The 23,712-nt window shown below is 66.4% G+C and carries 27 protein-coding genes and 4 tRNA genes; 7 read left to right on the top strand and 24 right to left on the bottom strand.

The window, feature by feature from the left end; all coding sequences use genetic code 11:
• From pdxS to CV1CTNOD_RS14145, 6 genes are all read right to left on the bottom strand, one after another.
• Complete coding sequence (gene pdxS, locus CV1CTNOD_RS14120; RefSeq protein ID WP_131786557.1) at positions 1-978, bottom strand: pyridoxal 5'-phosphate synthase lyase subunit PdxS; 978 nt, start codon at positions 976-978, stop codon at positions 1-3.
• Between the two features lie 209 nt (positions 979-1,187).
• Entirely contained in the window at positions 1,188-1,883 is a 696-nt protein-coding gene (locus CV1CTNOD_RS14125) for a hypothetical protein (RefSeq protein WP_131786558.1), read from the bottom strand.
• Between the two features lie 182 nt (positions 1,884-2,065).
• On the bottom strand, positions 2,066-3,199 hold the full coding sequence (locus tag CV1CTNOD_RS14130; protein WP_131786559.1) for a glycosyltransferase family 4 protein: 1,134 nt from the start codon (positions 3,197-3,199) through the stop codon (positions 2,066-2,068).
• Positions 3,196-4,065 (bottom strand): phosphatidylinositol mannoside acyltransferase, encoded by an 870-nt coding sequence (locus CV1CTNOD_RS14135; protein ID WP_165485510.1) that lies wholly within the window; start codon positions 4,063-4,065, stop codon positions 3,196-3,198. The genes CV1CTNOD_RS14130 and CV1CTNOD_RS14135 overlap by 4 nt, the downstream gene beginning before the upstream one ends.
• Before the next feature lie 32 nt (positions 4,066-4,097).
• Positions 4,098-4,784, bottom strand: a complete 687-nt coding sequence (gene pgsA / locus CV1CTNOD_RS14140) for a phosphatidylinositol phosphate synthase (protein WP_131786560.1) — start codon at positions 4,782-4,784, stop codon at positions 4,098-4,100.
• 91 nt (positions 4,785-4,875) lie between these two features.
• Positions 4,876-5,154 carry a hypothetical protein gene (locus tag CV1CTNOD_RS14145; RefSeq protein ID WP_131786561.1) on the bottom strand — a complete coding sequence of 93 codons (279 nt, stop codon included), beginning with the start codon at positions 5,152-5,154 and terminating at the stop codon, positions 4,876-4,878.
• A gap of 106 nt (positions 5,155-5,260) precedes the next feature.
• Between CV1CTNOD_RS14145 and CV1CTNOD_RS14150 the strand changes: the two genes are divergently transcribed.
• Complete coding sequence (locus CV1CTNOD_RS14150; RefSeq protein ID WP_165485518.1) at positions 5,261-7,486, top strand: elongation factor G-like protein EF-G2; 2,226 nt, start codon at positions 5,261-5,263, stop codon at positions 7,484-7,486.
• Between the two features lie 208 nt (positions 7,487-7,694).
• Here CV1CTNOD_RS14150 and CV1CTNOD_RS14155 read toward each other — a convergent pair whose 3' ends face one another.
• Positions 7,695-8,255, bottom strand: coding sequence for an HIT family protein (locus CV1CTNOD_RS14155; RefSeq protein ID WP_131786563.1), 561 nt, complete (start codon positions 8,253-8,255; stop codon positions 7,695-7,697).
• Between the two features lie 735 nt (positions 8,256-8,990).
• Positions 8,991-9,161 carry a hypothetical protein gene (locus tag CV1CTNOD_RS25760; RefSeq protein ID WP_207386442.1) on the bottom strand — a complete coding sequence of 57 codons (171 nt, stop codon included), beginning with the start codon at positions 9,159-9,161 and terminating at the stop codon, positions 8,991-8,993.
• On the opposite strand from CV1CTNOD_RS25760, the gene CV1CTNOD_RS14160 reads away from it, so the two are divergent.
• Positions 9,085-10,608: a cytochrome P450 gene (locus CV1CTNOD_RS14160; RefSeq protein WP_131786564.1), complete on the top strand. Its 1,524-nt coding sequence runs from the start codon at positions 9,085-9,087 to the stop codon at positions 10,606-10,608. The genes CV1CTNOD_RS25760 and CV1CTNOD_RS14160 overlap by 77 nt on opposite strands.
• Before the next feature lie 137 nt (positions 10,609-10,745).
• On the opposite strand, the gene CV1CTNOD_RS14165 is transcribed toward CV1CTNOD_RS14160, so the two are convergent.
• Positions 10,746-10,817: transfer RNA gene (locus CV1CTNOD_RS14165), tRNA-Val, on the bottom strand.
• A 514-nt stretch (positions 10,818-11,331) separates the two neighbouring features.
• Between CV1CTNOD_RS14165 and CV1CTNOD_RS14170 the strand changes: the two genes are divergently transcribed.
• Positions 11,332-11,763, top strand: a complete 432-nt coding sequence (locus CV1CTNOD_RS14170) for an SsgA family sporulation/cell division regulator (protein ID WP_013873844.1) — start codon at positions 11,332-11,334, stop codon at positions 11,761-11,763.
• Positions 11,764-11,999: 236 nt separating this feature from the next.
• On the opposite strand, the gene CV1CTNOD_RS14175 is transcribed toward CV1CTNOD_RS14170, so the two are convergent.
• Positions 12,000-13,151 (bottom strand): chorismate-binding protein, encoded by a 1,152-nt coding sequence (locus CV1CTNOD_RS14175; RefSeq protein ID WP_242606681.1) that lies wholly within the window; start codon positions 13,149-13,151, stop codon positions 12,000-12,002.
• 199 nt (positions 13,152-13,350) lie between these two features.
• Between CV1CTNOD_RS14175 and CV1CTNOD_RS14180 the strand changes: the two genes are divergently transcribed.
• The 3 genes from CV1CTNOD_RS14180 to CV1CTNOD_RS14190 all read left to right on the top strand — a co-directional run bounded on the left by CV1CTNOD_RS14180 (position 13,351) and on the right by CV1CTNOD_RS14190 (position 13,645).
• A tRNA-Gly gene (locus CV1CTNOD_RS14180) sits at positions 13,351-13,423 on the top strand.
• A 44-nt stretch (positions 13,424-13,467) separates the two neighbouring features.
• Positions 13,468-13,539, top strand: a tRNA-Cys gene (locus CV1CTNOD_RS14185).
• Between the two features lie 31 nt (positions 13,540-13,570).
• Positions 13,571-13,645 (top strand) — tRNA-Val (locus CV1CTNOD_RS14190).
• Here CV1CTNOD_RS14190 and CV1CTNOD_RS28365 read toward each other — a convergent pair.
• From CV1CTNOD_RS28365 to CV1CTNOD_RS14255, 13 genes are all read right to left on the bottom strand, one after another.
• Entirely contained in the window at positions 13,596-15,359 is a 1,764-nt protein-coding gene (locus CV1CTNOD_RS28365; RefSeq protein ID WP_431607116.1) for a recombinase family protein, read from the bottom strand. The two genes, CV1CTNOD_RS14190 and CV1CTNOD_RS28365, sit on opposite strands and share 50 nt — an antisense overlap.
• A gap of 12 nt (positions 15,360-15,371) precedes the next feature.
• Positions 15,372-16,040: an ImmA/IrrE family metallo-endopeptidase gene (locus tag CV1CTNOD_RS14205; protein WP_131786565.1), complete on the bottom strand. Its 669-nt coding sequence runs from the start codon at positions 16,038-16,040 to the stop codon at positions 15,372-15,374.
• A gap of 26 nt (positions 16,041-16,066) precedes the next feature.
• The gene (locus CV1CTNOD_RS14210) at positions 16,067-16,411 is read right to left on the bottom strand and encodes a helix-turn-helix domain-containing protein (RefSeq protein ID WP_165485511.1); all 345 of its coding nucleotides are present in this window, start codon (positions 16,409-16,411) and stop codon (positions 16,067-16,069) included.
• Positions 16,412-16,483: 72 nt separating this feature from the next.
• On the bottom strand, positions 16,484-17,119 hold the full coding sequence (locus CV1CTNOD_RS14215; protein WP_207386436.1) for a DUF2637 domain-containing protein: 636 nt from the start codon (positions 17,117-17,119) through the stop codon (positions 16,484-16,486).
• The gene (locus tag CV1CTNOD_RS14220; protein WP_131786567.1) at positions 17,109-18,038 is read right to left on the bottom strand and encodes a replication-relaxation family protein; all 930 of its coding nucleotides are present in this window, start codon (positions 18,036-18,038) and stop codon (positions 17,109-17,111) included. The genes CV1CTNOD_RS14215 and CV1CTNOD_RS14220 overlap by 11 nt, the downstream gene beginning before the upstream one ends.
• A complete protein-coding gene (locus tag CV1CTNOD_RS14225) occupies positions 18,035-20,257 on the bottom strand; it encodes a type IV secretory system conjugative DNA transfer family protein (protein WP_131786568.1) in 2,223 nt (740 codons plus the stop codon). Before CV1CTNOD_RS14225 ends, CV1CTNOD_RS14220 begins: the two co-directional genes overlap by 4 nt.
• A complete protein-coding gene (locus CV1CTNOD_RS14230; RefSeq protein ID WP_131786569.1) occupies positions 20,254-20,460 on the bottom strand; it encodes a hypothetical protein in 207 nt (68 codons plus the stop codon). Before CV1CTNOD_RS14230 ends, CV1CTNOD_RS14225 begins: the two co-directional genes overlap by 4 nt.
• A 144-nt stretch (positions 20,461-20,604) precedes the next feature.
• A complete protein-coding gene (locus tag CV1CTNOD_RS14235; RefSeq protein ID WP_131786570.1) occupies positions 20,605-20,787 on the bottom strand; it encodes a hypothetical protein in 183 nt (60 codons plus the stop codon).
• A gap of 255 nt (positions 20,788-21,042) precedes the next feature.
• Entirely contained in the window at positions 21,043-21,216 is a 174-nt protein-coding gene (locus CV1CTNOD_RS24770) for a hypothetical protein (protein ID WP_165485512.1), read from the bottom strand.
• Positions 21,213-21,407: a hypothetical protein gene (locus CV1CTNOD_RS14240; protein ID WP_131786571.1), complete on the bottom strand. Its 195-nt coding sequence runs from the start codon at positions 21,405-21,407 to the stop codon at positions 21,213-21,215. Before CV1CTNOD_RS14240 ends, CV1CTNOD_RS24770 begins: the two co-directional genes overlap by 4 nt.
• Positions 21,404-21,616 carry a hypothetical protein gene (locus tag CV1CTNOD_RS14245; RefSeq protein ID WP_131786572.1) on the bottom strand — a complete coding sequence of 71 codons (213 nt, stop codon included), beginning with the start codon at positions 21,614-21,616 and terminating at the stop codon, positions 21,404-21,406. Before CV1CTNOD_RS14245 ends, CV1CTNOD_RS14240 begins: the two co-directional genes overlap by 4 nt.
• A 30-nt stretch (positions 21,617-21,646) precedes the next feature.
• A complete protein-coding gene (locus CV1CTNOD_RS14250; RefSeq protein WP_131786573.1) occupies positions 21,647-22,018 on the bottom strand; it encodes a hypothetical protein in 372 nt (123 codons plus the stop codon).
• Positions 22,018-22,269 carry a hypothetical protein gene (locus CV1CTNOD_RS14255; protein WP_131786574.1) on the bottom strand — a complete coding sequence of 84 codons (252 nt, stop codon included), beginning with the start codon at positions 22,267-22,269 and terminating at the stop codon, positions 22,018-22,020. The genes CV1CTNOD_RS14250 and CV1CTNOD_RS14255 overlap by 1 nt, the downstream gene beginning before the upstream one ends.
• A gap of 278 nt (positions 22,270-22,547) precedes the next feature.
• Here CV1CTNOD_RS14255 and CV1CTNOD_RS14260 point away from each other — a divergent pair, with 278 nt between their 5' ends.
• Complete coding sequence (locus tag CV1CTNOD_RS14260) at positions 22,548-23,012, top strand: hypothetical protein (protein WP_131786575.1); 465 nt, start codon at positions 22,548-22,550, stop codon at positions 23,010-23,012.
• A 92-nt stretch (positions 23,013-23,104) separates the two neighbouring features.
• Here the strand turns inward: CV1CTNOD_RS14260 and CV1CTNOD_RS14265 are convergent, their stop codons facing one another.
• The gene (locus CV1CTNOD_RS14265; protein WP_131786576.1) at positions 23,105-23,509 is read right to left on the bottom strand and encodes a hypothetical protein; all 405 of its coding nucleotides are present in this window, start codon (positions 23,507-23,509) and stop codon (positions 23,105-23,107) included.
• Positions 23,510-23,712 lie beyond the last annotated feature (203 nt).

Consider the following 23,712-nt stretch of genomic DNA (forward strand, 5'->3'; position numbering starts at 1 on the left):
TCACCATCCGCGGTCGGCGAAGCGGTCCGTGGGCGCGAGCTCGCCGACGTTGATACCGACCATGGCCTCGCCGAGGCCGCGGGAGACCTTCGCGATGACGTCGGCGTGGGTGTACATGGTGGTGGCCTCGACGATCGCTCGGGCGCGCCGCGCCGGATCACCGGATTTGAAGATGCCCGAGCCGACGAACACCCCGTCCGCTCCCAGTTGCATCATCAGGGCGGCGTCCGCGGGGGTGGCGATGCCGCCGGCGGTGAACAGCACGACCGGGAGCGCGCCGAGCCGCGCCACCTCGGCAACCAGCTCGTACGGGGCGCGCAGCTCCTTGGCCGCCGCGAAGAGCTCGTCGGGGGCCAGTACGGACAAGCGTGCGATCTCCGCCCTGATCGTGCGCATGTGCACGACCGCGTTGGACACCTCGCCGGTGCCCGCCTCACCCTTCGACCGGATCATGGCTGCGCCCTCGCCGATCCGGCGCAGCGCCTCCCCCAGGTTGGTCGCGCCGCATACGAACGGGACGGTGAACCGCCACTTGTCGATGTGGTGGTGCGGGTCGGCCGGAGTGAGGACCTCGGACTCGTCGACGTAGTCGACCCCCAGCTCCTGGAGCACCTGGGCCTCGACGAAGTGGCCGATGCGCGCCTTGGCCATCACCGGGATCGATACCGCCTCGATGATCGATGTGATCATCTCCGGGTCGCTCATCCGGGCAACCCCGCCCTGGGCGCGGATGTCGGCGGGAACCCGCTCCAGGGCCATCACGGCGACCGCGCCGGCGTCCTCGGCGATCCGCGCCTGGTCGGCCGTGACCACATCCATGATCACACCACCCTTGAGCATCTCCGCCATGCCCCGCTTGACACGGGCCGTTCCCACGTAAGCACCGCCCCCGGCACCGGCTCCGCCGGGCAGCGCGGCCGCCCGTGCGGATCCGTGGTCCGGCTGGACGGGCTCGGCAGCGGTCAGGCCCTCGGACATGGCATGCCTCTCTGTACGCAGACTGGATCGGTGGGCAGGAATCAGTCCGCAGCGAACGTCCCGGTTGGACGGACGCCGACAAACCGCGGCTTCCACGGGCGGAACCACGTCGGACGCGCGAAATTCAACCCGGGCGGAAGACATCCCATCCTACGACCGGAAGCCCGTCCCGGACGGGACGGCGATTACGACCGACAGTACAGAAAAATCTACGGTGCAAACCTGGACATGTCATCGTCATGCGTAGCGCCGTCATGCGTAGCGCCGTCATGCGTAGCGCCGTCATGCGTAGCGCCGTCATGCGTAGCGCCGTCATGCGTACCGTCATCATCGGAGCCGCCGACGCCGGAGTGCTCGTTCCTGCCCCCGATGTCGTCCCTGCCCCCGATGTCGCCGCGTATCGGAAGCGCGTCGTCGATCTCGAAGTAGGCGGACAGGGGGCTGCGGCCGGACAATCGCAGCACCCGCACGATCCGTCTGGCACGCAGCGCCCGCACGTCGCGTACGGCGTCGTTGTGCAACTGGCGGGCGAGAGCGACCCGGGCGGCGGCGACATCCACCGCGTGCAGGGCGTCCGGCGCCCGATCCGCGGTCGCCGCGACCGCCGGGGAGCGCAGGGCCCGGCTGAGGCTGTTCTCCGCCGCCTCGGTGTCGTTGTCCAGCGGGCCGCCCGCCGCGGGGGCCACATGTGCCGCCCGGGCCCGCTCCACCGCCTCGCCCAGCTCCACCAGCTCGCACCGCCGGGCCAGTTCCCCGGCCACGTCCACCCGCAGCGCCAGCTGGCCGACCAGACCCGCCCGGGCGTCGTCCACCCGGACCGCCAGGCGGTCCAGACGGCTTGCCAGCCAGGTGAGATAGGTGGCGATCGCCACGACAACCACGACCGTAACAACGACGAGGGTCACCTCGCGCAGCGTAGTCAACAGGGGGTGGGAGCGCGCCAGCGGGCATGAACCTCCTCACACCGGATGGCGGACGGCCTCCGAGCGGCCCAGGAACCTGAGCCTCCCGGACCTCAAGATCGACCCTCGGATCGGCCCCCGGGCCCCGAGCGCGAAAAGAACATGATCGCGCTGCCGTCGGCCCGCTAGGCGCTGTTCGCCGCCAGCGACACGGGCCTGTCGCCGACGACCATCTCGTACACTCCGACGATCTGCTTCGCGATCACCGTCCAGTCGTAGGCGGCCACCACCGCCCGGCCCCGCCCGGCCAGCCGCCCGCGTTGCGCGGGATCGGCCAGCAGATCGGCGAGGGTGTGAGCGAGGCTCGCCGCGTCGGCGACCGGGAAAAGCCGGCCGGCGTGGCCGTCGTCCAGGACCCGGCGGAAGGCGTCGATGTCGCTGGCCACCACCGGAACACCCGCGGCCATCGCCTCCAGCAGGACGATGCCGAAGCTCTCCTGCCCCGTGTTGGGCGCGCAGTAGACCTCCCCCGAGCGGAACACCCGGGGTTTGTCCGCGTCGGAGACGAGACCGAGCAGGTGGACGCGGTTGCGCAGGTCCGGCTCCACCCGGCCGAGCACCGCCTCCCCGTCGCCGGGGCCGGCGACCAGCAGCCTGGCGTCGGCGCACCGCGCCACCAGGGTCGGCAACGCCGCAAGCAGCACGTCCAGACCCTTGCGCGGCTCGTCGATACGCCCGAGGAAGACGACCGTGGAGCCGTTCGAGACCGGTTCGGGCAGCGGTACCGCCCGCTGGAAGGTGGGTATCGACACGCCGTTGGGAATGAGGATCGCATCCACGCCGAGATGCTCGACGAGCGTGCGGCGGGCCGCTTCGGACACCGCGATCCTCGCCCGGACCTTCTCCATGGACGGCTGCAGCGCCCCGTGCGCGGCTGTGAGGATCTTCGAACGCGGATTGGACGTGTGGAACGTGGCGACGATCGGGCCGTCCGCGAGCATGCAGGCGAGCAGGCTGACGCTCGGCGCCGTCGGTTCGTGCACGTGCAGGAGGTCGAAGTCGTGCTCGCGCAGCCACCGGCGCACCCGCGCCGCGGACACCGGCCCCATCAGCAGCCGGGCAACCGAGCCGTTGTAGGGCACCGGCACAGCGTGGCCGGCGTCCACCGCGTACGGCGGGAGCTCGGCCTCGTTACCCACCGGAGTGATCACCGATACGTCGTGACCCAGATCGACCAGGGCCTCCGCCAGATCACGCACGTGGATCTGGACCCCTCCGGGCACGTCCCAGGTGTAGGGGCAGGCAAGGCCGATCTTCATGTTCCCGTCCCCGTCCGCGCCGCCGGCTGCTCGTCCCGCCAGATGCGCTGGAGCATGTGCCAGTCCGCGGGATGGGCCGCGATGCCCTCGGCAAAGGCGTCGGCCAACGCCTGGGTCATCCGCGCCACGTCGGTGTGCGGCACCGCGGGGTGGATTCGCACGCTCCAGCCGTCCCGGTCGAACCAGAGCGTGGCCGGTAGCAGGGTCGCGCCGGTCCGTAATGCGAGGGCGGCCGGTCCCGACGGCATCGTGGCCGTCGCACCGAAGAACACCACCGGCACGCCGTCCGCGGACAGGTCGCGGTCGGCCAGCAGACAGACCGTGCCGCCCTTGTTGAGGCGGTCGGCCAGCAGGTCGAAGGGGGGTTGCTCACCCCCGGTCAGGGGGATGACCTCCATGCCGAGCGCCGAGCGGAACCGGATGAACCGGTCGAACAGCGATGCCGGCTCCAGGCGTTCTGCCACGGTCGTGAACGGCTCTCCGTTGGCGGCGAGCCAGGCACCGGCGTGCTCCCAGTTTCCCATGTGCGGCAACGCGGCGATGGTCCCGTGACTGGACGCAAGGGCGTCACGCAGGCGCGGTTCGTCCAGCATGCGCATTCCCCCGATGATCCGGTCACGGGAGATGTCCTGTAGGCGGAAGACCTCCAGCCAGTAGCGGGCGTAGGAACGCATGGCCACCCGGGTGAGCCGGTCGAGGTCGGTGCCGGGTGGGACGACACGGGCCAGGTTGGAACGCAGCCGCCGGGCACCGCGACCACCCCGACGGGCGGCGACGTCGGCGGCTGCCATGAACGCCACGGCCGCGACACGCTCGGGCAGCAGCCGGACCATCCGCCAACCCGCCGCGTATGCCAGGTCGGTCATCCGCGCACGCGGGATACCCAATACCGTTCCCGTCAGCGGACCTGCGTGCCGGCAGCCGGTTCGGCCGATGGGACGCCGGCAGCCACGGCCTTCCCTGCGCTCCCGGCCTCCCCGACACCCCGCAGATACTGCCGGTACACATGAATGATGCGCTGCGTCACTGTCAGGACGGTGGCAGCGGCGAGGAACCACAATGCCGCTGGCAGCAGATACGGCACGCCCAGGCCGTAGAGACCGGCCGCGACCAGGACGATCAGCAGGCGCTCGCCGCGTTCGGCGAACCCCACGTCACAACGCAGTCCGAGCCCTTCGGCCCGCGCCTTGACGTAGGAGGTGATCGAACCGGCCACCAGGCAGATCAGAGCAGCCGCACACAGCGGCAGCGAGTCACCGTCACCGGCGTACCACAGGATCAACGAGCCGAAGATGGCACCGTCCCCGACCCGGTCGGAGGTCGAGTCCAGGAACGCACCCCACCGGGAGGAAATTCCGCGGGCGCGAGCGATCAGACCGTCAAGGAGATCGGAGAAGACGAACAGTGTGATCACAAGCGTGCCGACGAAGAAGACCCCGCGGGTGAAGAAGCCCAGGGCGGCGCCGGTCACGCCGATGGTGCCCACGATCGTCACCGCATCCGGCGACACCGACGACCGGGCCAACCGCTCGCCCAGGGGATCGAGCACCCGTTGAATCTGCGGCCGCGCCTTGCTAGCGAGCATGTACGTCCCGTCGTGTACGTCCGGTGCTGCCCCTTCACATTACCGCTGCCACCATCGGCAACCAGTGCCTTGCCGGACCGACACGGGTTGTTCACACGCCCGTAGAGGGGGAACCTGTTCCCACGAGTTGCCCGAGGGCCAAAAGCAGCGCGATCATGTTCTTCCCGCGCTCGAGGTTCCTGCCGATCCGGGAGGTCCGGCAGTCCCAGGTCCCCAGGCCACTGACAGCAGTTCGCCGCAGACCGTTCACCCACAACAGCCGGACCGTTCGCCGCACCCGCACAACCACCATCGCCCACACAACCACCGTCACGGCACGATCACGCGATCCGCCACCGACCGCTGGGAACGGGTCGGATCGGTCCGTCACACGCTCGTCCAGTCACTCAGGCGTCCACTGGTTCCAGCCGCCCAGTGGCCATCACCGGGCCACCGAGTGGCCGTGTCTCACCGGGGAGGCGCAGGTGAAAGCAACCATGTGCGACGATCGTGCCGATCGTCGGCAGGCGACCGACGTGCGCAACGTCATTCTTGTCGGCCACACCGGTGCGGGTAAGACGACCCTTGCCGAGAACCTGCTGGCCGCGGCCGGCAACGGCGAGGCGCCGCACAGCCGTCCCGCCTCACCGCGGCATACCGATCATGACGACGTCGAGCACCGCCAGCGCACGATCAACCTGACGGTGCTGTCCACCACGCACCAGGGCATCCGGATCAACCTTCTCGACACCCCTGGGCTCGCCGACTTCATCGGTGATCTGCGCGCCGGTCTGCGCGGAGGGGATGCGGCCCTGTTCGTGGTCAGTGCCCTCGACGGCGTCGACGGCTTCACCCGTCTGCTGTGGGAGGAGTGCGCCGCCGCCGGCACGCCCCGCGCGATTGTGATCACCAAGCTCGACCGTCCCCGGGCCGACTTCGCCACGACCGTCGCCACCTGCCAGGAGCTGTTCGGCCCGGGTGTGCTGCCGCTGTACCTGCCGGTGCGCCTGCCGCACGCGGGCGAGCCCGCGCCGGGGCACGGCGGGTACCGGCTGGTCGACCTGCTGTCGGCAAACGGCACCGACCACGCGGGCGGGAACGGCGGTGGTGAGACGGTCACCACCGCCCGCAACGCCCTGATCGAGGGAATCATCGCCGAGAGCGAGGACGAGTCCCTGCTCGAGCAGTACCTCGCCGGTGACCCCCTGCCACCGCAACTGCTGCTCGGCGACCTGGAGACCGCGGTCACTCGCGGTCGCTTCCACCCGGTCCTGCCCGTGGTCGGCGCGGCCGGCCCGGCCGGTTCCGTCGGGACCACCAGCCCTGCCGGCACGACCGGCGACGCGCTGGGCACCACCGAGCTGCTGAACCTGTTCGCGCAGGCGTTCCCGTCCCCTGCCGAACACCGCCTGCCGGTCAGCACCCGGCCCGACGGATCGTCGGGCCCATCGCTGTCGGCCGACCCCGACGGTCCGCTGGCCGCCGAAGTCATCAAGACCACGACCGATCCCTACGTAGGACGCATCTCGCTGGTCAGGGTGTTCTCCGGAACGCTGCGCTCGGACATGACCGTGCACATCTGTGGGCACGGTCGGGCTGAGCGCGGCCATCCCGACCACGACGACGACGGGAAGATCGCAGGGGTCTCCCGACCCGTCGGCCGGTCCGGGCAGCAGCCGGCGCAGACCTGCCGTGCCGGCGACCTCTGTGTCGTGGCGAAACTGGCCACCGCGGAGACCGGCGACACCCTGTCGAGCCCGGACGATCCCATCCTGTTCGAAGCGTGGTCGATGCCGCAGCCGCAGCTGCCCGTGGCGATCCACGCGCAGACGAAGAGCGCGGAGGACAAGCTGTCGACGGCGCTCGCCCGCCTCGTCGCGGAGGACCCGACCCTGACCGTGGAGTACGGCACCGAAACCGGTCAGCTCGTGCTGTGGTGTATGGGCGAGGCACACAGCGACGTCGTCATCGACCGGCTGCGGACCCGCTACGGCGTGGACGTCGACCGTGTGTCGCCCCGGGTCCCGCTGCGGGAGACGCTGCGCGGACCGGCGCGGGGAACCGGCCGGCACGTCAAGCAGTCCGGTGGTCATGGTCAGTACGCAATATGTCATGTCGAGGTGGAACCGCTCCCGACCGGAACCGGCCGGGAATTCCTCGACGAGGTGGTCGGCGGCGCGGTCCCCCGCCACTTCATCCCCTCGGTGGAAAAGGGCGTGCTGCGCCAGCTCGATCTCGGGGTGGCGGCCGGTTATCCGCTCGTCGACATCCGGGTGCGGCTGGTGGACGGCAAGGCTCACTCGGTGGACTCCTCCGACATCGCCTTCCAGGCCGCCGGTGCGCTGGCGGTGAAGAACGCCGCCCGAGCCGCCGGAATCGTCCTGCTCGAACCAGTGCTCGCCGTCTGCGTGCTCACCCCCGACGAGCACGTCGGGACGGTGACCAGTGATCTCGCGGCACGGCGCGGGCGGGTCGTCGGCATCGAGCCCGTCGGCAGCGGGGAGCCGGCTGCAGGCGGGCAGGCACCACCACCCGGGGCTGCCAAGGGCCGCACCGTGGTGCGGGCCGAGGTGCCCGAGAAGGAGATGCTGCGATACGCGGTGGACATCCGGTCGCTGACCCAGGGCACTGGAACCTTCACCCGCAACCATCTGCGCTATGAACCGGTGCCCGAGTACATTGCCGCCGAACAGCTCGGCGAAAGGCCCGGCGGAACCGAGTAGCGCCGGTTCCCCGCCAGCCGGCCGGGCCTACAGCATATCCGGCCCGGCCCGGCCCGGCCCGGCCCGGCCCGGCCCGGCCCACCGCGCCGGTGCCGAATCAATGTCGATTCGGACCCGGCGCGGCATTGATTCGAGCCCGGCGCGGGAACGATTCAAGTCCAGCACGACACCGGGAGAAACGTGACGACGGGGCGGTGGAAACCGATACCTATTCGGTTTCCTTCCACGCGGCGGCGGTGATCTCACGGGTCTGGCCCAGCAGCGCAGGCAGCACTTTCGTACCGCCTACGACCGGCATGAAGTTGGTGTCACCACCCCAGCGCGGTACGACGTGCTGGTGGACGTGTTCGGCGATACCGGCACCCGCGACGACACCGAGGTTCATTCCGACGTTGAAACCGTGCGCGCCGCTCGCCCGCCGCAGCGCCCGCAGCGCATGCTGGGTGAACAGGGCCATCTCGATGGTTTCGGCGTCCACGAAGTCGACATAGTCCGGAATGTGCCGGTACGGCACAACCATGAGATGCCCGGAATTGTACGGGTAGAGGTTGAGGACGGCGTACACGGTCTCGCCTCTCGCGACGACCAGGCCGTCCTCGTCCGACAGGGACGGGATCTCGCAGAACGGACACTCCTGGCCGGCAGGCCGCTCCCCCTTGATATACGCCATCCGGTGCGGTGTGTAGAGCCGGCGGAACGCGTCCGGGCTGCCGACACCGGCCTGCAGCTCAAGGGGAACACCCTCCGGCGTGGTCGGCGTCACGTCCACGAACTGCCCGTTCCTACGGTGCTCCCGGGCAACGCAATGTTGCCGGGCGGCGGAGTGTTCCCGGGCTGCGGAGTGTTCCCGGGCTGCGGAGTGTTCCCGGGCTGCGGAGTCGCAGACCTAGGACCACTCTGGTGGCGTGTCACTGGCGGGGCCTCCCGATACGTCCGGAAGCTGGCTGGGTACGTGGGCCGACCAGGCTGGAGACGGCGCATCCACCAGCACCACCATCGCGGCCCGCGCGCTGATATACATCTACCTACTCCGACCCGGGCATCACGTCAAAACGCCGCTACGATCCGGGATGCCTGGTTGGACACTGCATCACCAGCCTTGGGATGCGCACAGGCGCCAGCCGCAGATGACTACTCCATTCAGTCGCTTCACGATCCCGCATCATGATCGTCGACCTTCCGGTCAACCATAGGAGAGGTTGACGACGTGGGGGGGTCGCCGTCAACCTCTCCCCGGTAGCGTAAGCCGTTTCGAACCACGGCGCCCGTACTATGACCAGAATCATTCAGCGTGTCGCTGCCGGGACAGACCGTCATACCTGGTTCAGGACGTACCTGTTGCCGACCGAGGAACCACGGCGGGGCCGGTAGGAGTTGTCCCCACAGTGACCCGGGGAACTGCGCCTCCCGGACCTGCCAGATCGGCTTCCGGACCCTGGCTGCGCCAGGAACCCCGGTCGCGAAAGAAACATGATCGCGTCGCCTTCGGCCCTCCGGACGCACGTCATTCCCCCGCGTCCGGGTCCTGCTGCCGGATGTGTGCCGCGACCCAGCCATGACGGATGCTGTGCTCCAACCCGCCGAACCGGGAGTAGACGATGACATCATCCCAGGCCAGAGCCGTCGACAACCCGGCCGGGAGCGCGCGCCAGGCAAGGACGGACGGCACGGCCAACGGTGCGGCCCTCCGGCGGAGCCCGCACCCTCCGGGCCCGACCGGACAGCCGCTACGTACCGCGTATGCGTTTCTGACCAACCCGCTTGACCTGCTCACCAGACTGCGCCATGAATATGGTCCGATCGTGCGCGTCCCCCTGGGCCGCAGCTCCGTCTACCTGATCAATGACCCGGCCGCGGTGCAGGAGGTCCTGGTGAATTCCCAGCGGGCCTTTGCCAAGGGTATTCATAGAAAACAGATGCCGGTCAACGAGGGGATACAGCCGCTGGCCCTTCTGCTGGGTTCGGGTCTTCTCACCAGCGCCGGCGAGTTGCACCGGATTCGCCGGCGACTCATACAACCGCTGTTCCACCGTCAGCGCATCTCCGCCTACGGCAGAACATTCGCCACACTGGCTGAAGAAACCGCCTCTAGGTGGTCCGACGGAAAACAGCTGGATATCCACGCGGAAATGTCCGAGCTGACCCTCGGAATCGTCACAAGGACCGTCCTCGACCTGCCCCTGGACAGCGATGTCGTGGCGACGGTGCGGCGGGCGATCGTGGCGAACATGGGCGTGTCACGTCGAGTAATCATCCCAGGCGGCCGGCACCTGGAGAAAATACCGCTGCCCACGACGCTGCGAGCCCGCGGTTCCCGCGCTGACCTCGACCGGCTGATCCGGGAAATGATCGCCGACCGTCGACGCAGTACGGTCGACGGCAACGACCTGCTGTCGCTGCTGCTGGCAGCCCGCGACGCCGACACCGGCGCACCCCTGGATGACGACGCCGTACGCGACGAAGCACTGACGATCCTGCTCGCCGGTCACGAGACCACCGCGAACGCGCTCAGCTGGGCCTTCCATCTGCTCGGCAATGCCCCGCAGGTACGCGAAACCCTGCACGCCGAGCTCGACGAGGTTCTCGGCGACCGACTTCCCAGCCTGGACGACCTGCCCCGCCTTCCCTACACGCGGGCGGTGTTCACCGAGTCGCTGCGGCTGTACCCGGCAGTCTGGATCATGTTCCGACGAACACTGGTGGATCACAATCTCGGCGGCTACGACATCCCCGCGGGTTCGACGGTGCTGGTCAGCCAGTGGGTCATGCATCGCGATCCCGAGTACTGGCCCGATCCCGACGGGTTCGTACCGCAACGATGGCTGGAGCCGTCCACGACCGCGCCCCCGGCAACCGGACCAACGGCGTCCGTTGCGGCGACGTCCACAGGACCAGGATCCGCGGTCACCCGGCCGAAGTACGCGTTCTTCCCGTTCGGGGGCGGTACCCGTCAGTGCATCGGCAACACGTTCGCCGAGCTCGAGGCCGCGATCATACTGGCTACGATCTGCCGTCGCTGGCGCCTGGACCCCGTTGCGGGTGCCCCGGTAGTCCCACTCCCCCGAGTCACGTTGCGCCCCCGCCTCGGAGTACCGATGATCGCCCATCGCCGCGACCACTGACACCCACAATCAAACACCGGGCCCAGGGGTCGTCCTCAGCCATAGGAACGTGGGGGTCCGGAGGGCTCGACCCCCGGGTAGACACCGCGGCCCCGGCGAAGCCGACCGCAGGCCAGCAAGCAGGCGAAGCCGGCGCGTGGGCGTACGTGGTTTCGAACCACGGACCTCTGCCGTGTGAAGGCAGCGCTCTACCACTGAGCTATACGCCCGTAAGGCTTCTGAAGCCTACTACGTCGCCGTGGCGAGCCTGGTGGGGCGACCCATCAACGCCGCCCCAACAAGGCGGGAGAGCCGGCGAGGCAGCGGCGACGGGGTCGACGGACCGCCTGAAACAACCCATGATGTCGGCCACATCAGGGCTTGCGGAGCGGAGTTTCGTCGGTCACGATCCGAACACAACTCGCCCCGATTGGGACGACCGAGGGAGGGGTAGACCTCATCCCAGCAGGCACAACAACAGTTGCAATCCGAATACGAAGGGTAATCGACCTACGGGGGTTCTGCCACATGACGCTCACCGACTCAGGCGATCACGGATGGCGTACGCGATCGCCTCTGCCGGACGGCCGCGCTCCGCACACCTGCGCCATGCCGGGTAACTCTCCCGAACCGGCGTAACGGATGTTCAATTCGCATAACCTTGTTTCCAACGAGCCTCAAAGAGGGAACTATCTCGTTACACGGGTGCTCGCCCGAACCACCGCAGCACTGAGAGGCCGCCCGATGACAATTCGTCATGATTCCATCACAGCAGAGCTCGCACTTCGGCTCGTCGTTCCCGGTGGAGCGCCCGTCCCGGTCGCGGCGACAATGCGCTACGAACCGGCAGACCCCTATGCGGTCAGCATCGGGTTCCGTACCGGCGCGGACGAGGTTGTCGAGTGGACGTTTGCCCGCCAACTGCTCAGCGACGGTGTCCGGCGTCCGGCCGGCGACGGTGATGTACAGGTGTGGCCGGCAGCCCAGTCCGGCGGACGGATCGTCTGCCTGTCGCTGTCCAGTCCATCCGGCCATGCGCTGTTCGAGATGCCGCGGTCCGAGGTGCTGTCGTTCCTGCGCCGCACCTACTCGGTGGTGCCTCTCGGTGGGGAAAGCGAAGTCGTCGATCTGGACGCGGAACTTGCGCTGCTCATCTGGGGTGGCCCACAGACGTGATGTCGACAGGCCGGGGCAGGCAGCCGTCCCGGCCTGACCAGTGCGCCTAACGCAGATCTTCTCCGTGGTCGATGTACCCACCGGGCGAGTTGACGTGCTCAGCGTCGGGCCGCCCAGGTCGATCCTCCTACCAAGCGGGCCCCCGAACGAGAGTGATCCGGACGGTACGGCGTCCGGACAGGACGCCGTCAGTCACGAGTCACTTCAAGCAACTCCACACGACGCCCATGGCCGTGTCAGGTCGGGACGGACGAGCAGATCCCCACCAGACGTTCGGCCTTGAGCTCCGTTTCACGCCATTCTCCTTCCGGGTCACTACCCCAGGTGATTCCGGCACCGGAACCGAAGCGCAGCCGTTCGGCTGCGAACCAGAACGTTCGAATGCCGACCGCAAGCTCGCCCAGCCCCTGGTCGGCATCGACCCAGCCGATCGCGCCGCAGTACGGTCCACGCGCCGACGGCTCCAGGTCCTGGATGACATGTAGCGCGCTCAGCTTCGGAGCACCCGACACCGACCCGGGTGGGAAGCTCGCGGCGAACAGTTCGGGCCAGCCGACATACGGCCGCAGCCGCGCCTCGACAGTGGACACCAGATGCACCAGACCCGGATGGGCCTCGACCGAGCACAGCGTCGGGACGCTCACCCCGCCCGGGCAGGCGACCCGGCCCAGGTCGTTGCGCACCAGATCGACAATCATGATGTTCTCGGCGACGTCCTTCTCCAGCAGGTCGGCCGCGACCCGTCCCGTCCCCTTGATCGGCCCCGACCGCACCACATCGCCCCGGCGCGACAGGAACAACTCCGGGGATGCGCTGACCAGCCGGATGTCCGCCTCCGGGACATACATCACAGCCGCATACGGGGCCGGGTTGCCGTACGCCAACGCCATGCCGAGGGCCGCGATCGCCTCACCGCTCTCGGCGGCCATGGGTACGGACAGCACCCGGCACAGATTGACCTGATAGACCTCACCGGCAGCGATCTCGGCGCGGATGCGCCGCACGCCGGCGATATAGCCGTCCCGGTCCAGGCTGCTCGTCCATGCATCGCGTGGCGGGCCGCACCACGGCCGTCCCGTGATCGCCGTCAGCGGAGGGGCGGCGCGGACATCCGCGAAACGCACGCACCGCGCCTCACCCTCGAAATCGACCACGACCGCCCAGAAACCGCCGCGGTCGAGTGCGGCCAGGTCGTCGGTGACATCGATCACGCCGGTTGCGAGCCTGCCGCCGGCAACCACGAAGGACTCCGTCCGCCACGGCGGGCGGCGCCGAACCTCCGCCCGACCCCCTGCGGCCTGCGCCGCCGGCTTCCCAGCACCGACGAAGACGCCGCCCGGCCTGGTTTGCCAGTTATGGTCCGGACTGTCCCGAGTCGCGCTGTCCATCCGAATCACGCTACCGGTGTCCGGGCCTGCGGCACGCGGCCCGACCAGCTGGTTTTGACAGCCGGCAAGCACAACCGGCGTCGGCGAGCGGGCAACGACACAGAAACTTCACATCGCAGACACAGCGGACGGCGGGTCATTCGACGATTCCCCCCATCGTCCGCTAGAGTGCTACCTGCACCGCCAAGAGGCGGGGCACGCGGACGTGGCTCAGCTGGTAGAGCATCACCTTGCCAAGGTGAGGGTCGCGGGTTCGAATCCCGTCGTCCGCTCGAGAGTGTGTGAGGTCAGAGGTCAAGCCCGTCCCGGCCTCCTTGGCGGAGTGGCCGAGTGGTTTAGGCAAGGGCCTGCAAAGCCCTGTACGCGGGTTCGATTCCCGCCTCCGCCTCGGTAATAGAGCAACAAACTGCAACAAACTTGGGCGATTAGCTCAGTGGGAGAGCGCTACCTTGACACGGTAGAGGCCACTGGTTCAATCCCAGTATCGCCCACCAGAGCGGTCTTATTCGAACCATGACCCGAAAGGATCATGTCGAGTCGGCCCGCTCCGGTCGAATCGTCGCCAGCCTCGTCCGTCAGGACGGGGCTGGCTTCGTGTTGGGCCCATCCTCGCGCGTGGGTGCGGGCTGCGCGGCGCATGTAGCGCTTGCTGGTGGGCTGCCCCGCTTCCACTAGCTCATCCAGGCCGCTGTTCAGTGCGTGGGCGGTCACGTGCCCGTCGTCCACGTACAGCTTGTCGAAGATCACCTTGTTGAGGCCGCGCCGGAGGCTGGTGCCTGCTTCGGAGTAGAAGTGCTGCGGGTCGCGCAGGAGGTCGAGGGCGGTCAGGAAGTAGCGGCGGCCGACGTCGATCTTGCCGGTGGTGTCTGCGAGCTTGGACAGGATCTCGTTGCGCTCGCGGTCGATGACGGCGAGCTTCTGCTTGATCTTGTTGTGGGGCCAGCCGGGGTCGCCGATCAGGTCCAGGAAGCGGTCTTCTTTGGCGCTCAGTTCCTCCAGGCGGGCTGTCAGTTGCTTGCGCAGGGTGTCCATCGTGTGCAGCTCGTAGATCAGGGCGTCGTCGAGCTGACGGCGGAGGCGCTGCTGGAACTGCTCGTTGAGACGAATCGTGGCGTAGTGCCGGATGACCTCACGCTCAACCTGCTCGATGGACAGGTACGGCTGGTCGCAGATGCCCTTACTGCGCCCGATGCAGAAGAAGTAAAAGTAGGTGCCGCCGTTGCCGTTGGCTTTCTGAATGGTGAACCGGCGATCGCAGCGGGCGCACCAGATCGCGCCTTTGAGGTAGTGGTGGTGTTGGCGCTCTCTCGTGCCGCCGCCGTGCCGGAGCGCGAGGACACGCTGTACTCGGTCGAACAGCTCGGACGTGACGATAGCCGGGTGGCGACCTTCGTACTCGTCGCCCTTGTAGGTCACGTAACCGACGTAATAGCGGTCCTGGAGCATTTCGTAGAGCGTGTTAAGCGAGGTTGGTTGCTCGGGTGTGCGTTTCGTTGGACGGCTCGTCAGTCCGGCGGCCGTCACGGCCTGATGTACCTGCTCGCCGGTGTAGTCGCCTGTGGCATACAACTCGAAGGCTTTGAGGACGAGCGGTGCCCGCTTCTCGTCCAGGGCGACGGTGCGTATCTCGCGCCCGTCGATGTGTTCCCGGACATTGAGGTAGCCGATCTTGGCTTTACCGACGCTGCCGCCGTTCTTGACCTTCTGACTCATCTTGTAGGCGATGTCTGCGCCGCTGGCCTGTGACTGGTACTGGTCAACAGCGTGAATGATGGTCTCAACCATCTGGCTTTCTGGCGACTCACCCATATCGAGAACAGTGGAGACGATACGGACGCCCATCTTGCTCAGATCGCGCTTGGTGATAGCCGCGTCGATGCTGTTTCGGAAGATGCGGTTGAAGTGGTAGACGATTATGTAGTCGACGTCTTTCTGTGCCTTGACCCAGGCGAGCATCTCCTGAAAGACGGGGCGCTTGTCGATATTTGTGGCCGTCCGTCCTGGCTCCACGAATTCGTTGACGACTTTGGCTCCGAGTTCAGTGGCCTTGCGCTCGCCTGCTTCGCGTTGGGCGGGAATTGAGATGCCCTCGGGGTTGTAGTCCGTGTTGACCTGGCTGGGTGTTGAGACGCGAAGGTAGATCACCGCTCGCTTGGGGGCGCGCACGCCAGCGGCGGCGTCGCGGATCTGTCGGTTGGTTGTGTTCATGGGCGTCTCCTCTTACGCCGCGAGCCCGTAGGCGGCGGGCTGCGTGGTTACTGGTGCCTTGCGGAAGTAACTGCGAACTGGACGAGCTATGCCGCGAAAGCGTGCATGGCGGGTGCGTGGCTCGGTGAGGCCGATCTGTCGGAGCCGGACAGCCATTGCCATCTCGGAAACGTCGAACATCGCGGCGAGGGTGGCTTGATCCTGGACGCCGTTGGCCCAGGCTCGCTTGATCCAGTTGCGCGGCATGAGCAGGCAGCCTGCGAAGTAGTCGCAGATTCTCTCCGTCATGTCGTTGCGTTCATCCTCATTCTCGCCAAGGTTGCTGTAGATGACACTCACGAACGGATGGTCAAGAACATGCTTGAACTCGTGGCTGAGCGTGAAACGACGACGGGTTGGGGCGTCGTCGCGATTTACCACGACGAGCCAGCGACCACGGCTCCACTGCGCAAACCCAGAAGTACCGCTGGCGGTTAGGTGCTGGCTTCTTTTCACCTTAACTTCAAGACGGGGTAGCTCCGCGATGAGGCTGACATTGACGCTCGGCTCGTGCTGGCCGAGCAGTTCCAAGAGTTTGATTGCTTGGCGTTCGGCGACGCCGCGTGCTTCGTGCTCCTCAAGTGGTCGCGTAGGCATGAGGGAGCGAAGCTGCCGGATGATTGATTGTGGGTGTTCGTTCATAAGCAGTTCTCCTCTCCATGAACGGATTAGTTGTGTTGTTCGATGATGCGTGTTAGTTGTTGCTCTGCCTCACGCAGTGCGTCGCCGCTCAACTTGTACTTGGCTCGCAAGTACGGAGCTACGCTCGGCAGTCCTTGCGGTGCTATAACGCCTATGAAGGCGAACAGGTCGGCTGTATCAAGCTCCAAGACAGTTGCAAGCTTCTGCAAGATTTCGGCCGATGGATGAGTTTTCTTTCCGCCCTCGATCTCCGTGATGTAGCTCGCCGGTACGCCGCTTAGTCTTGCTAGCTCGCGTATGGAGAGTTCAGCTATTTCTCGCTGGCTCCGAAGATACGAGCCGAGCGTGATTTCTTGTTCACTTTCCGTCACTTTCTTGTCCTCCCTTATTGATTTCATTATATGCGATTTCGTTCGCTGGGGCGAACGTAGAATTGACAACGATCAAGGATTATCGCTTTCGTATCTGGAATTGCGAAGAGTTCGCAGTATTTGGCTCGCCCGGTCGCTACTCACGTGGAGCCGCTTGCGTAGCTGGTCGCGCGTGATTGGCTTGCCGTGCTCGGCACGGTGAGCGTCGGCGGCGGCGCGGGCTGCCTCAAGGAGTTCGTCCTTGTCGGCGTCGGCGTCGGCCTCGTCCTGATGCTCGTACAGCTCCGTACCGGCTGACGTGCCCTCGTCCTCGTCGGCCTCGCCGCGTAGGACGGCCAGATGCGAGAGCAGCCCGAGGACGGCGGGCGGTACAGCGCCGACCAGCACGATCGTCACCCACGTGACCGTGAGGACGTGCGCGGCGATCAGGTGCCAGACGGCGTTGCCGACCAGCGATAGCCCGATGGCCAGGCCAGCGTTCCAGCGAGCGAACCGCCGCGCCCGCACTGAGCCAGTCGAGCCGGACAGCCATACTCGCGTAGCGGTCATGGCGTAGGCGTCCACGGTCAGCGGAAACAGCGGCGTCAAGACTTCCGGCCAGCCGGTGGCCGCCGCCAGTGAGCGCAGGCCCGAGAAGCTGCTGACGGCCGCTGACAGAGCGGTGACGGTCATGCCGAGAATCACCCACCAGTCGCGCCTACTGGCCATCTGCCGCGTCCTGGTCGTGGAGGGTGTTGAGGATGAACGCGGCGGCGTCCGCTTGGGTCTCGACACACAGGAGTGCGCTTGCGGGCGCTGGTAGCCGGGAGATGAGGTCTTCGACCGCTTCCCGCCGCTGTTCGCTGTTCACGGCCACGAGTACGCGCGGCAGAACGCCGTCCGGCCCGAGGTGGCCAGCACGGGCGGCATCGAGGTAGACGTGCAGCTTGCGGCGCAGGGTCGGCACGCTCTCCGTGCCCTGGTCGATCTCGATCCACCAGGCATCCTCCACGCTGTCACTGGCCACGACGGCGTAGGCGTCCGGCTTGAGTAGTCCGAGCGTTGCGGTCTGCTGCCAGGAGTCCGGCTCAGCGAGAAACCGGAGCAGTTCAAGGCCGCGGTGCCGTTCAGCCTCCCTGAGTTGGACGTACAGCTCGCTCCCGGCCAGACGGTGATCCAAGAAGCGAGCGGAAGGCGTCCACGGCCGGCGGGTCGCCTTGCCGCCCTCTCCGTCAGCCGTGAGCCGTTGTCCTGCGGTGTCGAGGGCGTAGACCAGCCCGGCTGAGCCAGCTCGAACGCCGCCGATGCGCCGCTCCAGCGTGACCAGAAGCCGGAGACGCACGAGCCGGGCGAGCACTCGCCGACGCATGACCGGCCGCGAAGATGCAGCAAGATCAACGAAGTGCAGCCGCTCAAGCTGAGCCCCGCTGACCGCATGAAGCAGCCGCACCGTCCCAATGACCGCTCGATCTCGCTCGCTCAGTTCCTTGGCTACAGCAGCGACGTAAGCCGCCCGCACCCGGAGACGACTGGTGAGCTGAAGAGCAGCAGGAGTTTCGCCGTCGTTACCGACACTCCCTCGGTAGCTGGCCAGCGAGGACGACTGGTCGCGTTCGACACGACGAGAACGGCGAACAGAACGGCTCATGACGCACCGCCTTGCCGTGGACGACGACCGGGCGAGCCGACATTGCCAGCGTTGAGGCGCGCGTCAAGGGCAGCCTCCACGTCGGTCCGCACCGTGCCGTAGCGGCTACGGCTCTGTTCGGCCAAGGCCACCCCGTCGCGTACGGACTCGGGGAACGGCAAGGTGCGGCCAGTGACCGGCCCGAGCGTTGCCCCGCCGACGCTGGGGCGCATGGCGATCTCGTACGCCTCCAAGCCCATGAGGTCGGCGGCCGTCAGCGGAGCGAGGCGGCGTTCCAGGGCGCGGGCGTCGTCGTGGTCGAGCTGGAAAGTGATCTGTGTGCGGGCAGTGCCGAGCACGGCGGTCTTCACGGCGTCGGGAAGCTGGCCAAGGTGCTGATGAGCCAGCACCAGGCCGACGCCAAGCCCGCGCGCCTGGGCAAGCATGTCGGCCAGTTCGAGCGGCAGCTTGAGCACGTCCTGAAACTCGTCCAGGTACATGAAGACCGGCCGCCGCTTGGCTGCGGGCATAGCGACGCGGGCGAGCGTGGCTTGCCACAGCGAGGCCACCAGGAGCGCGCCGAGCAGCTGCGCCGTCTCGGTGCCGACCGCGCCCTTGGCCAGCGAGACGAGCAGCGTCTTGCGTCCCCGGAAGACCGCGCTCAGGTCGATACCTTCACTCTGTCCGAGCAGCAGCCGCGTGCTGGAGGTGGTAGTCAGCGCGTCGAGCTTGTTCAGGCTCGGCGCGATCACCTGCGCCCGTTCCGCCTCACTCATAGCCTCGTACCGCGTCCAGAACGGCCGTACCGCCTGCGGGACGGTGGATTGCGCTAGGACGGAGCGCCGGAACGACGGATCAAGCAGCAGCGGCGCGAGTTCCACGAGCGTGAAGGCCGAACCGTCCGGGGCCTTGGTGTTCATGAGCGTGAGCAGCCCATTGCGGAGAACGTCAGCCGTGCGTGGCCCCCACGACGACCGCCAGATCGAACCGAACACGTGGATGAGATGGTCCATCGCCAGCTCGCGGGCAAGCTCCCCGCCGGACGCCCGCAAGGGGTTGAAGCCGACCGGCTGATGCACCGCGGACGGGTCCAGCACGATCACGTCGTCAGTCCGCTCGTCCGGGATGCGCTCCAAGATGTCGGCTACGAGATCGCCCTTCGGGTCGATGACCACCGTGCCGTAGCCGGCGCGGATGTCCTGCAAGACCATGTTGGCGATGAGCGTGGACTTGCCCACGCCCGTTGGCCCGACCACCCATGTATGACGCAGCCGGTCCTCCGCGCTCAGCGCGAGCGACCGTGTGATGCCCGGATAGTTGGACTCGGCCACCACCAGCCCACGGCTCGGCTGAACTGGCGACGGTGGCAACTGCCGCGCGGTGCCAGCGCTCAACCCCGGCAACGGCACGGTAGACACCAAGCCGAACAACCCGGCCGCCTCGCGGGCATTGAGCGGCAACGGCCAGCGGGTCAGCGGCAGCGAGCGCCGCTCCAGGCGAGCAACTGCACTGCCCGAGGTAACGAACCGGCGACTCACCTGCACGCCCGGCGCGTTCAGGGCACGCAGCGATGAACGGACGCGCCCGAACAGGCTCCAGGCCCGATCCCGGCGCGGGGCCGCGACTCCCAGCCGTCCGACGACGCGAAGTAGTGGCTCAGCCTGCTTGAGCTTGGTGGCCCGTGGATCGTCGGTGGTTGCCGGAAGAACAGGAGCCGTCCCGCCACCAGTCACGATCCATTGCAGACGTATCCGCTCGTCGCCGTGAAGCGGCTGGAGCGCGGCCAGCAGCGCGGTCGACGAGGCGTCGGCACGGTCAACAGCAAGCGGGCGCTGCGCGTGCGTCAGCCAGAACTCGCTAGCGACACTGAATCGACGCTTCGCCGAGAGGTAGTCCGGCGCCTCTTCCAGTCGCGCGCCAGGCAGCGCCGCGCGAACGCCAACCAGGAGCGCGTCCTGGGAGCGGTGCGGCGTCAGGACGAAGAACTGAATGCCGGTCTTGGTGGCCTCGACCTCCAGGACGACCGGCGGCGACGGCAGCAGCGCCGAGGACGGGGCGTACCCGTGTACTGCAACCGTTCCGAGCCAGCGCGTCACGTCGTCGGCGGTCGCCTGGCTTGGCATACGTAGCCGGTAGGCCACGAGTGAACGATGCCAGGACCAGCCATCCAAGGCGCGGGCGGCAAGTATCAGGCCGAGAATGCTCAGGCCGCCCGCCAGCAGGAACAAGGCGGCGGTCATGAGTCCGCCTCAGTCCTGTTGTCGGGCTCCTCGGCCGGCTCCTCTTCGTAGGCGACCATCATGGACGGCAATGGGGCGACCTCGTCGGTCATGGTCTCCTGGGCGAGTTGGCGGCCCATCTGCATGACGATCTGCGTCATAAGGTCGATGTCGATGTCTTCGCGCTGCACGCCGTATACTCGTATCTGCCTTTCTTTGGGCATAGTTTCTCCTCTCGATGTTTTCGTTGATGGGAACGGAAGCCGGGGTGTTCTCCACGGCGAACACCTCCTGTTTATTCTTATGCCGATTAAGCTGATTTTGGTCAAGGGTTTTGGAGCTGCGGAATCGACAACGCTGCGGCTTTACTACCGGCGAATACCCCTGAAGATCACCCAATAAATAACGCCCAAGGCGACCGCCGTTTCGAGGATCGGGACGAGCGGCGCGAGCAGCTCGTAAGCCACCCGCGCCACCCCGGCCACCAGAAGCACGAGCAGCAGCGCACCGAACACGCTGGCTAGCGCCTTGCTGCCTATTCCTGGTCTCATGACTGCCTACTTCCCGTTTGAAATAAACGTCTTGATCGCGTACCGGCACCGACGATTGGCGCACTGATACCAAACCGTCGTGCCCTTGGGCTCCCACTTCTCGTCCTTCACGAACAGGTAGTAGCCGCACTGCGGGCACTTACCGCCTTTAGCCATAGCCATTCCTCCAACCTGGGTTTGGGCGTCGGCGGACATAGCGCTGCCCGCCGACGCATTGCAATGGTGAGATTTCGAATGGAGCCGAATCGAGTCGGACTACTCGTCGGCCGTTTCGAGGTCCAGCACGCGCAACTCCTCCAAGAGGTGCCGGCGACGGGACCGGTGGTGACCTACGGCCTCGTCCTCGCTGTGGCGCAGCCTGCGCCAGGACTTCATGACGACCTGGTAGCGGCGCCCGTGAACTCCTCTGTACGGCTGGTAGCGGCTCATCTCGGCCGCCTCTTGCGAGCAATCCGGCGGTCGTCGCGCTCTTCCTGCGTCAGGTTGTCGTCATCGGGTGCGTCCCCGAACCACTTGCGCCAGGTGGCCGAGCCGACCAGGCGCGTCACGAGGGCCACGAGGATGAGCGAGCCGAACATAAGCAGGAGCTCCGCCTGCTCCGGGGTGATCACGTCGTTCATGTCAGCTCCTCGGGATCTGGCCCGATGTCGGGGAGAGCGGGCAGGTTGGCGGGCGCGAGCGCTCGGGCGGCGATGCGCCGCTTGGCGTCCTCGGTCTCCTGTTCGCCTTCTCGGATGATCTGGAAGAGCTGCGCGACCGGCGGCAGGACCAGTAGGGCGAGCGTGGCCAGTTCGAGAGCGAGCAGGGTGTAGTAGTTGGTGAGCGTCATCGGCGTGCTCCTTCTCTTTGAAATCGGTGATTACTTCTTCGGAATGGCGGCGAGCTGACCGCCACCAGGCGGAAGCGGACGTCCGGCCTCATTTATGCGTTTCACGGTCTGCCGGTAGTGACGGTCAAGCTGCCGAACTGCGTGCCGTCGCTGGCTCTTGGCTTGATGCAGCTCCCACCAGTGGCGGGCAGCAATGCTGACGATGAACACCAGCACCACGGCCACGAGTACCAAGGCCAGGCCGACCATGACGTGCGTCCCGTTGGCCGCCCACCACATCGCGATCTCCTTCAGCAACCACCGGATGCCGAGGAAGAGGTAGTAGAGCGCGATCACAGGCGCGCACAGGAAGAACACGATGGCGAAGAACAGCTTGAAGCAGCCCTCGATGATCTCTTCCATCAGTGCCTCCGGTACATGCCGTGCTGGAGCGCTACCGCGTCCAGGTAGAAGTTGAGAAGCAAGTCAGCCATGATCGGCTGAAGGCCGGGGTCGGCCTGAGCGCGAAGCTGACGCCGCCGGTCGAGATCGACCAGGTACTCAGCCGCGCGGTCGTTGAACTCGGCCAGGCCGTCCAACTTGAGCAGCGCGATCTTGATGTCACGCCGCGTCTTGGCGACCTCGCCGCTAGCGAAGGGGATCAGGTCGCTCATACACACCTCCCTGCCGCTACGGAGGGGAGGCGATGGCCCCGAGGTTGACTCCGTGCGGCAGGGAAGACGCTGCCTGAGCTGGGCGGTAAGAGTCTGTGGACAGAAGTGGCAGGTTCTTGGCACGATGGAGGCACGCACTCGGTTGTCTCTCGTCACAAAGCTCGGCCGTACCGGCCACAACCGCCTAACTGAATACTGAGCGTGATCCCTCGGCCACCAGCTGGGTGCGCGTCGCAGGATGGACCTCGCCGCTTCGGGCTTGGTTTGTGCCTCGGCTCATGGTGGGAGAGCCGGAGATCATCGCCGCACAACTGAATACGGCGCTGAGAAGGCGTCGTGGCGTACGGGCCATCGCGCTACATACGTATGCCCGTGAACTGGCGCTCCTGCTCTGCCCGGAGGTCGCAAACGGCGATCGAGCCAACGCAGCCGAGCAGTTGATTCGACGCGCCTGCGCAGCAATAGGTCAACCGACTGGCCAGGTGCTGGAAATCCTCTGCGCTTTTGCTCCTGGTAGCGACTGGCAAACGCTGAGCCTCCGCCGCGAAAAGGCGGGCGCGCTTCTAGGCCAGTACGGCGTTCAAGCCGACACGCTACGACGCAGCTACATCTGGGACGAGCTGATGCTTGAGCTAGGGATTGCTATTCGTGGCGTAATGAATTCAGAGCAAGCACCTCCGGTCGAGCCTCCGAATCAGGAGCCTGCGGGCGACGAGGGCGATGAAGACAACCCAGCAGCTTGATCTACAAGAATCCAGCTCCTGGGTTGGGTGCCGACCTATTATTTCTCCGGGTCGGCGGGCGGATAAGGCGAGAAATGTGCTGCCGAGGCGGGCTAAGCGTTGATCTTGACGGCCCTAATGCCAGCCTTGTCGCCAAGGTCCCATATCTCGACTCGAAGCTTCCGCTCCATGTCTTCGAGAAACATCCCGAGAGCGTGAACACCGTACTGGGGTAGGTCGGCCGCATAGGACCGTTTCCGGCTTCGCCTCTCCATGTTCGGCCACGCCTGAACAATCAAGGAACGGTGGTAAGCCACCGTTGTGAGAAGGAACTCGAACGCTGCTCGTTGTTGCTTGTTGAGCTTCAGCGATTCGGAACCCACCTCCAGGAAGAGAAACTTTTCTATGGCTTTGATGTTGTCGCCCTTCGGGATGAGAGCCCGAAGCTCTTCCACTGCATGCTCGATCAGCGGCGTGACGTGAAACTCGATGAGCCTTCGCCTATCATTGTCGTCCATAGCGCCTCACTTCCTGGGCAGTCCATCCGCCCTCGCGTGAGCAGCAATGGAAGCTTGCGGCGCAGGCGAGAACGAATGAGGCCCGAAAGTGGGCGACAACGGGACGCACTGATATTGAGACACAAACGGTACAGTTGGTCAATATTAAGCGACCAACTTACTTACGCAATTGCATGAGGATATTAGTCAATTCCTCGTACTCC

Source organism: Protofrankia symbiont of Coriaria ruscifolia, assembly GCF_900634745.1.
GTDB classification, from domain to species: Bacteria; Actinomycetota; Actinomycetes; order Frankiales; family Frankiaceae; genus Protofrankia; species Protofrankia californiensis.

What these genes read in the sequence shown, in the direction of transcription:
- CV1CTNOD_RS14260 (WP_131786575.1), top strand. Translation starts at nt 22,548, where the DNA reads ATGGTGGGAGAGCCGGAGATCATCGCCGCACAACTGAATACGGCGCTG.
- CV1CTNOD_RS14160 (WP_131786564.1), top strand. Translation starts at nt 9,085, where the DNA reads ATGACATCATCCCAGGCCAGAGCCGTCGACAACCCGGCCGGGAGCGCG.
- CV1CTNOD_RS14245 (WP_131786572.1), bottom strand. Translation starts at nt 21,616, where the DNA reads ATGACGCTCACCAACTACTACACCCTGCTCGCTCTCGAACTGGCCACG.
- CV1CTNOD_RS14205 (WP_131786565.1), bottom strand. Translation starts at nt 16,040, where the DNA reads ATGAACGAACACCCACAATCAATCATCCGGCAGCTTCGCTCCCTCATG.
- CV1CTNOD_RS14235 (WP_131786570.1), bottom strand. Translation starts at nt 20,787, where the DNA reads ATGAGACCAGGAATAGGCAGCAAGGCGCTAGCCAGCGTGTTCGGTGCG.
- CV1CTNOD_RS28365 (WP_431607116.1), bottom strand. Translation starts at nt 15,359, where the DNA reads ATGAACACAACCAACCGACAGATCCGCGACGCCGCCGCTGGCGTGCGC.
- pgsA (WP_131786560.1), bottom strand. Translation starts at nt 4,784, where the DNA reads ATGCTCGCTAGCAAGGCGCGGCCGCAGATTCAACGGGTGCTCGATCCC.
- CV1CTNOD_RS14250 (WP_131786573.1), bottom strand. Translation starts at nt 22,018, where the DNA reads ATGGAAGAGATCATCGAGGGCTGCTTCAAGCTGTTCTTCGCCATCGTG.
- CV1CTNOD_RS14170 (WP_013873844.1), top strand. Translation starts at nt 11,332, where the DNA reads ATGACAATTCGTCATGATTCCATCACAGCAGAGCTCGCACTTCGGCTC.
- CV1CTNOD_RS14265 (WP_131786576.1), bottom strand. Translation starts at nt 23,509, where the DNA reads ATGGACGACAATGATAGGCGAAGGCTCATCGAGTTTCACGTCACGCCG.
- CV1CTNOD_RS14220 (WP_131786567.1), bottom strand. Translation starts at nt 18,038, where the DNA reads ATGAGCCGTTCTGTTCGCCGTTCTCGTCGTGTCGAACGCGACCAGTCG.
- CV1CTNOD_RS14135 (WP_165485510.1), bottom strand. Translation starts at nt 4,065, where the DNA reads ATGACCGACCTGGCATACGCGGCGGGTTGGCGGATGGTCCGGCTGCTG.
- CV1CTNOD_RS14175 (WP_242606681.1), bottom strand. Translation starts at nt 13,151, where the DNA reads ATGGACAGCGCGACTCGGGACAGTCCGGACCATAACTGGCAAACCAGG.
- CV1CTNOD_RS24770 (WP_165485512.1), bottom strand. Translation starts at nt 21,216, where the DNA reads ATGAGCCGCTACCAGCCGTACAGAGGAGTTCACGGGCGCCGCTACCAG.
- CV1CTNOD_RS14255 (WP_131786574.1), bottom strand. Translation starts at nt 22,269, where the DNA reads ATGAGCGACCTGATCCCCTTCGCTAGCGGCGAGGTCGCCAAGACGCGG.
- CV1CTNOD_RS14130 (WP_131786559.1), bottom strand. Translation starts at nt 3,199, where the DNA reads ATGAAGATCGGCCTTGCCTGCCCCTACACCTGGGACGTGCCCGGAGGG.
- CV1CTNOD_RS14150 (WP_165485518.1), top strand. Translation starts at nt 5,261, where the DNA reads ATGTGCGACGATCGTGCCGATCGTCGGCAGGCGACCGACGTGCGCAAC.
- CV1CTNOD_RS14215 (WP_207386436.1), bottom strand. Translation starts at nt 17,119, where the DNA reads ATGGCCAGTAGGCGCGACTGGTGGGTGATTCTCGGCATGACCGTCACC.
- CV1CTNOD_RS14230 (WP_131786569.1), bottom strand. Translation starts at nt 20,460, where the DNA reads ATGCCCAAAGAAAGGCAGATACGAGTATACGGCGTGCAGCGCGAAGAC.
- CV1CTNOD_RS14225 (WP_131786568.1), bottom strand. Translation starts at nt 20,257, where the DNA reads ATGACCGCCGCCTTGTTCCTGCTGGCGGGCGGCCTGAGCATTCTCGGC.
- CV1CTNOD_RS14240 (WP_131786571.1), bottom strand. Translation starts at nt 21,407, where the DNA reads ATGAACGACGTGATCACCCCGGAGCAGGCGGAGCTCCTGCTTATGTTC.
- pdxS (WP_131786557.1), bottom strand. Translation starts at nt 978, where the DNA reads ATGTCCGAGGGCCTGACCGCTGCCGAGCCCGTCCAGCCGGACCACGGA.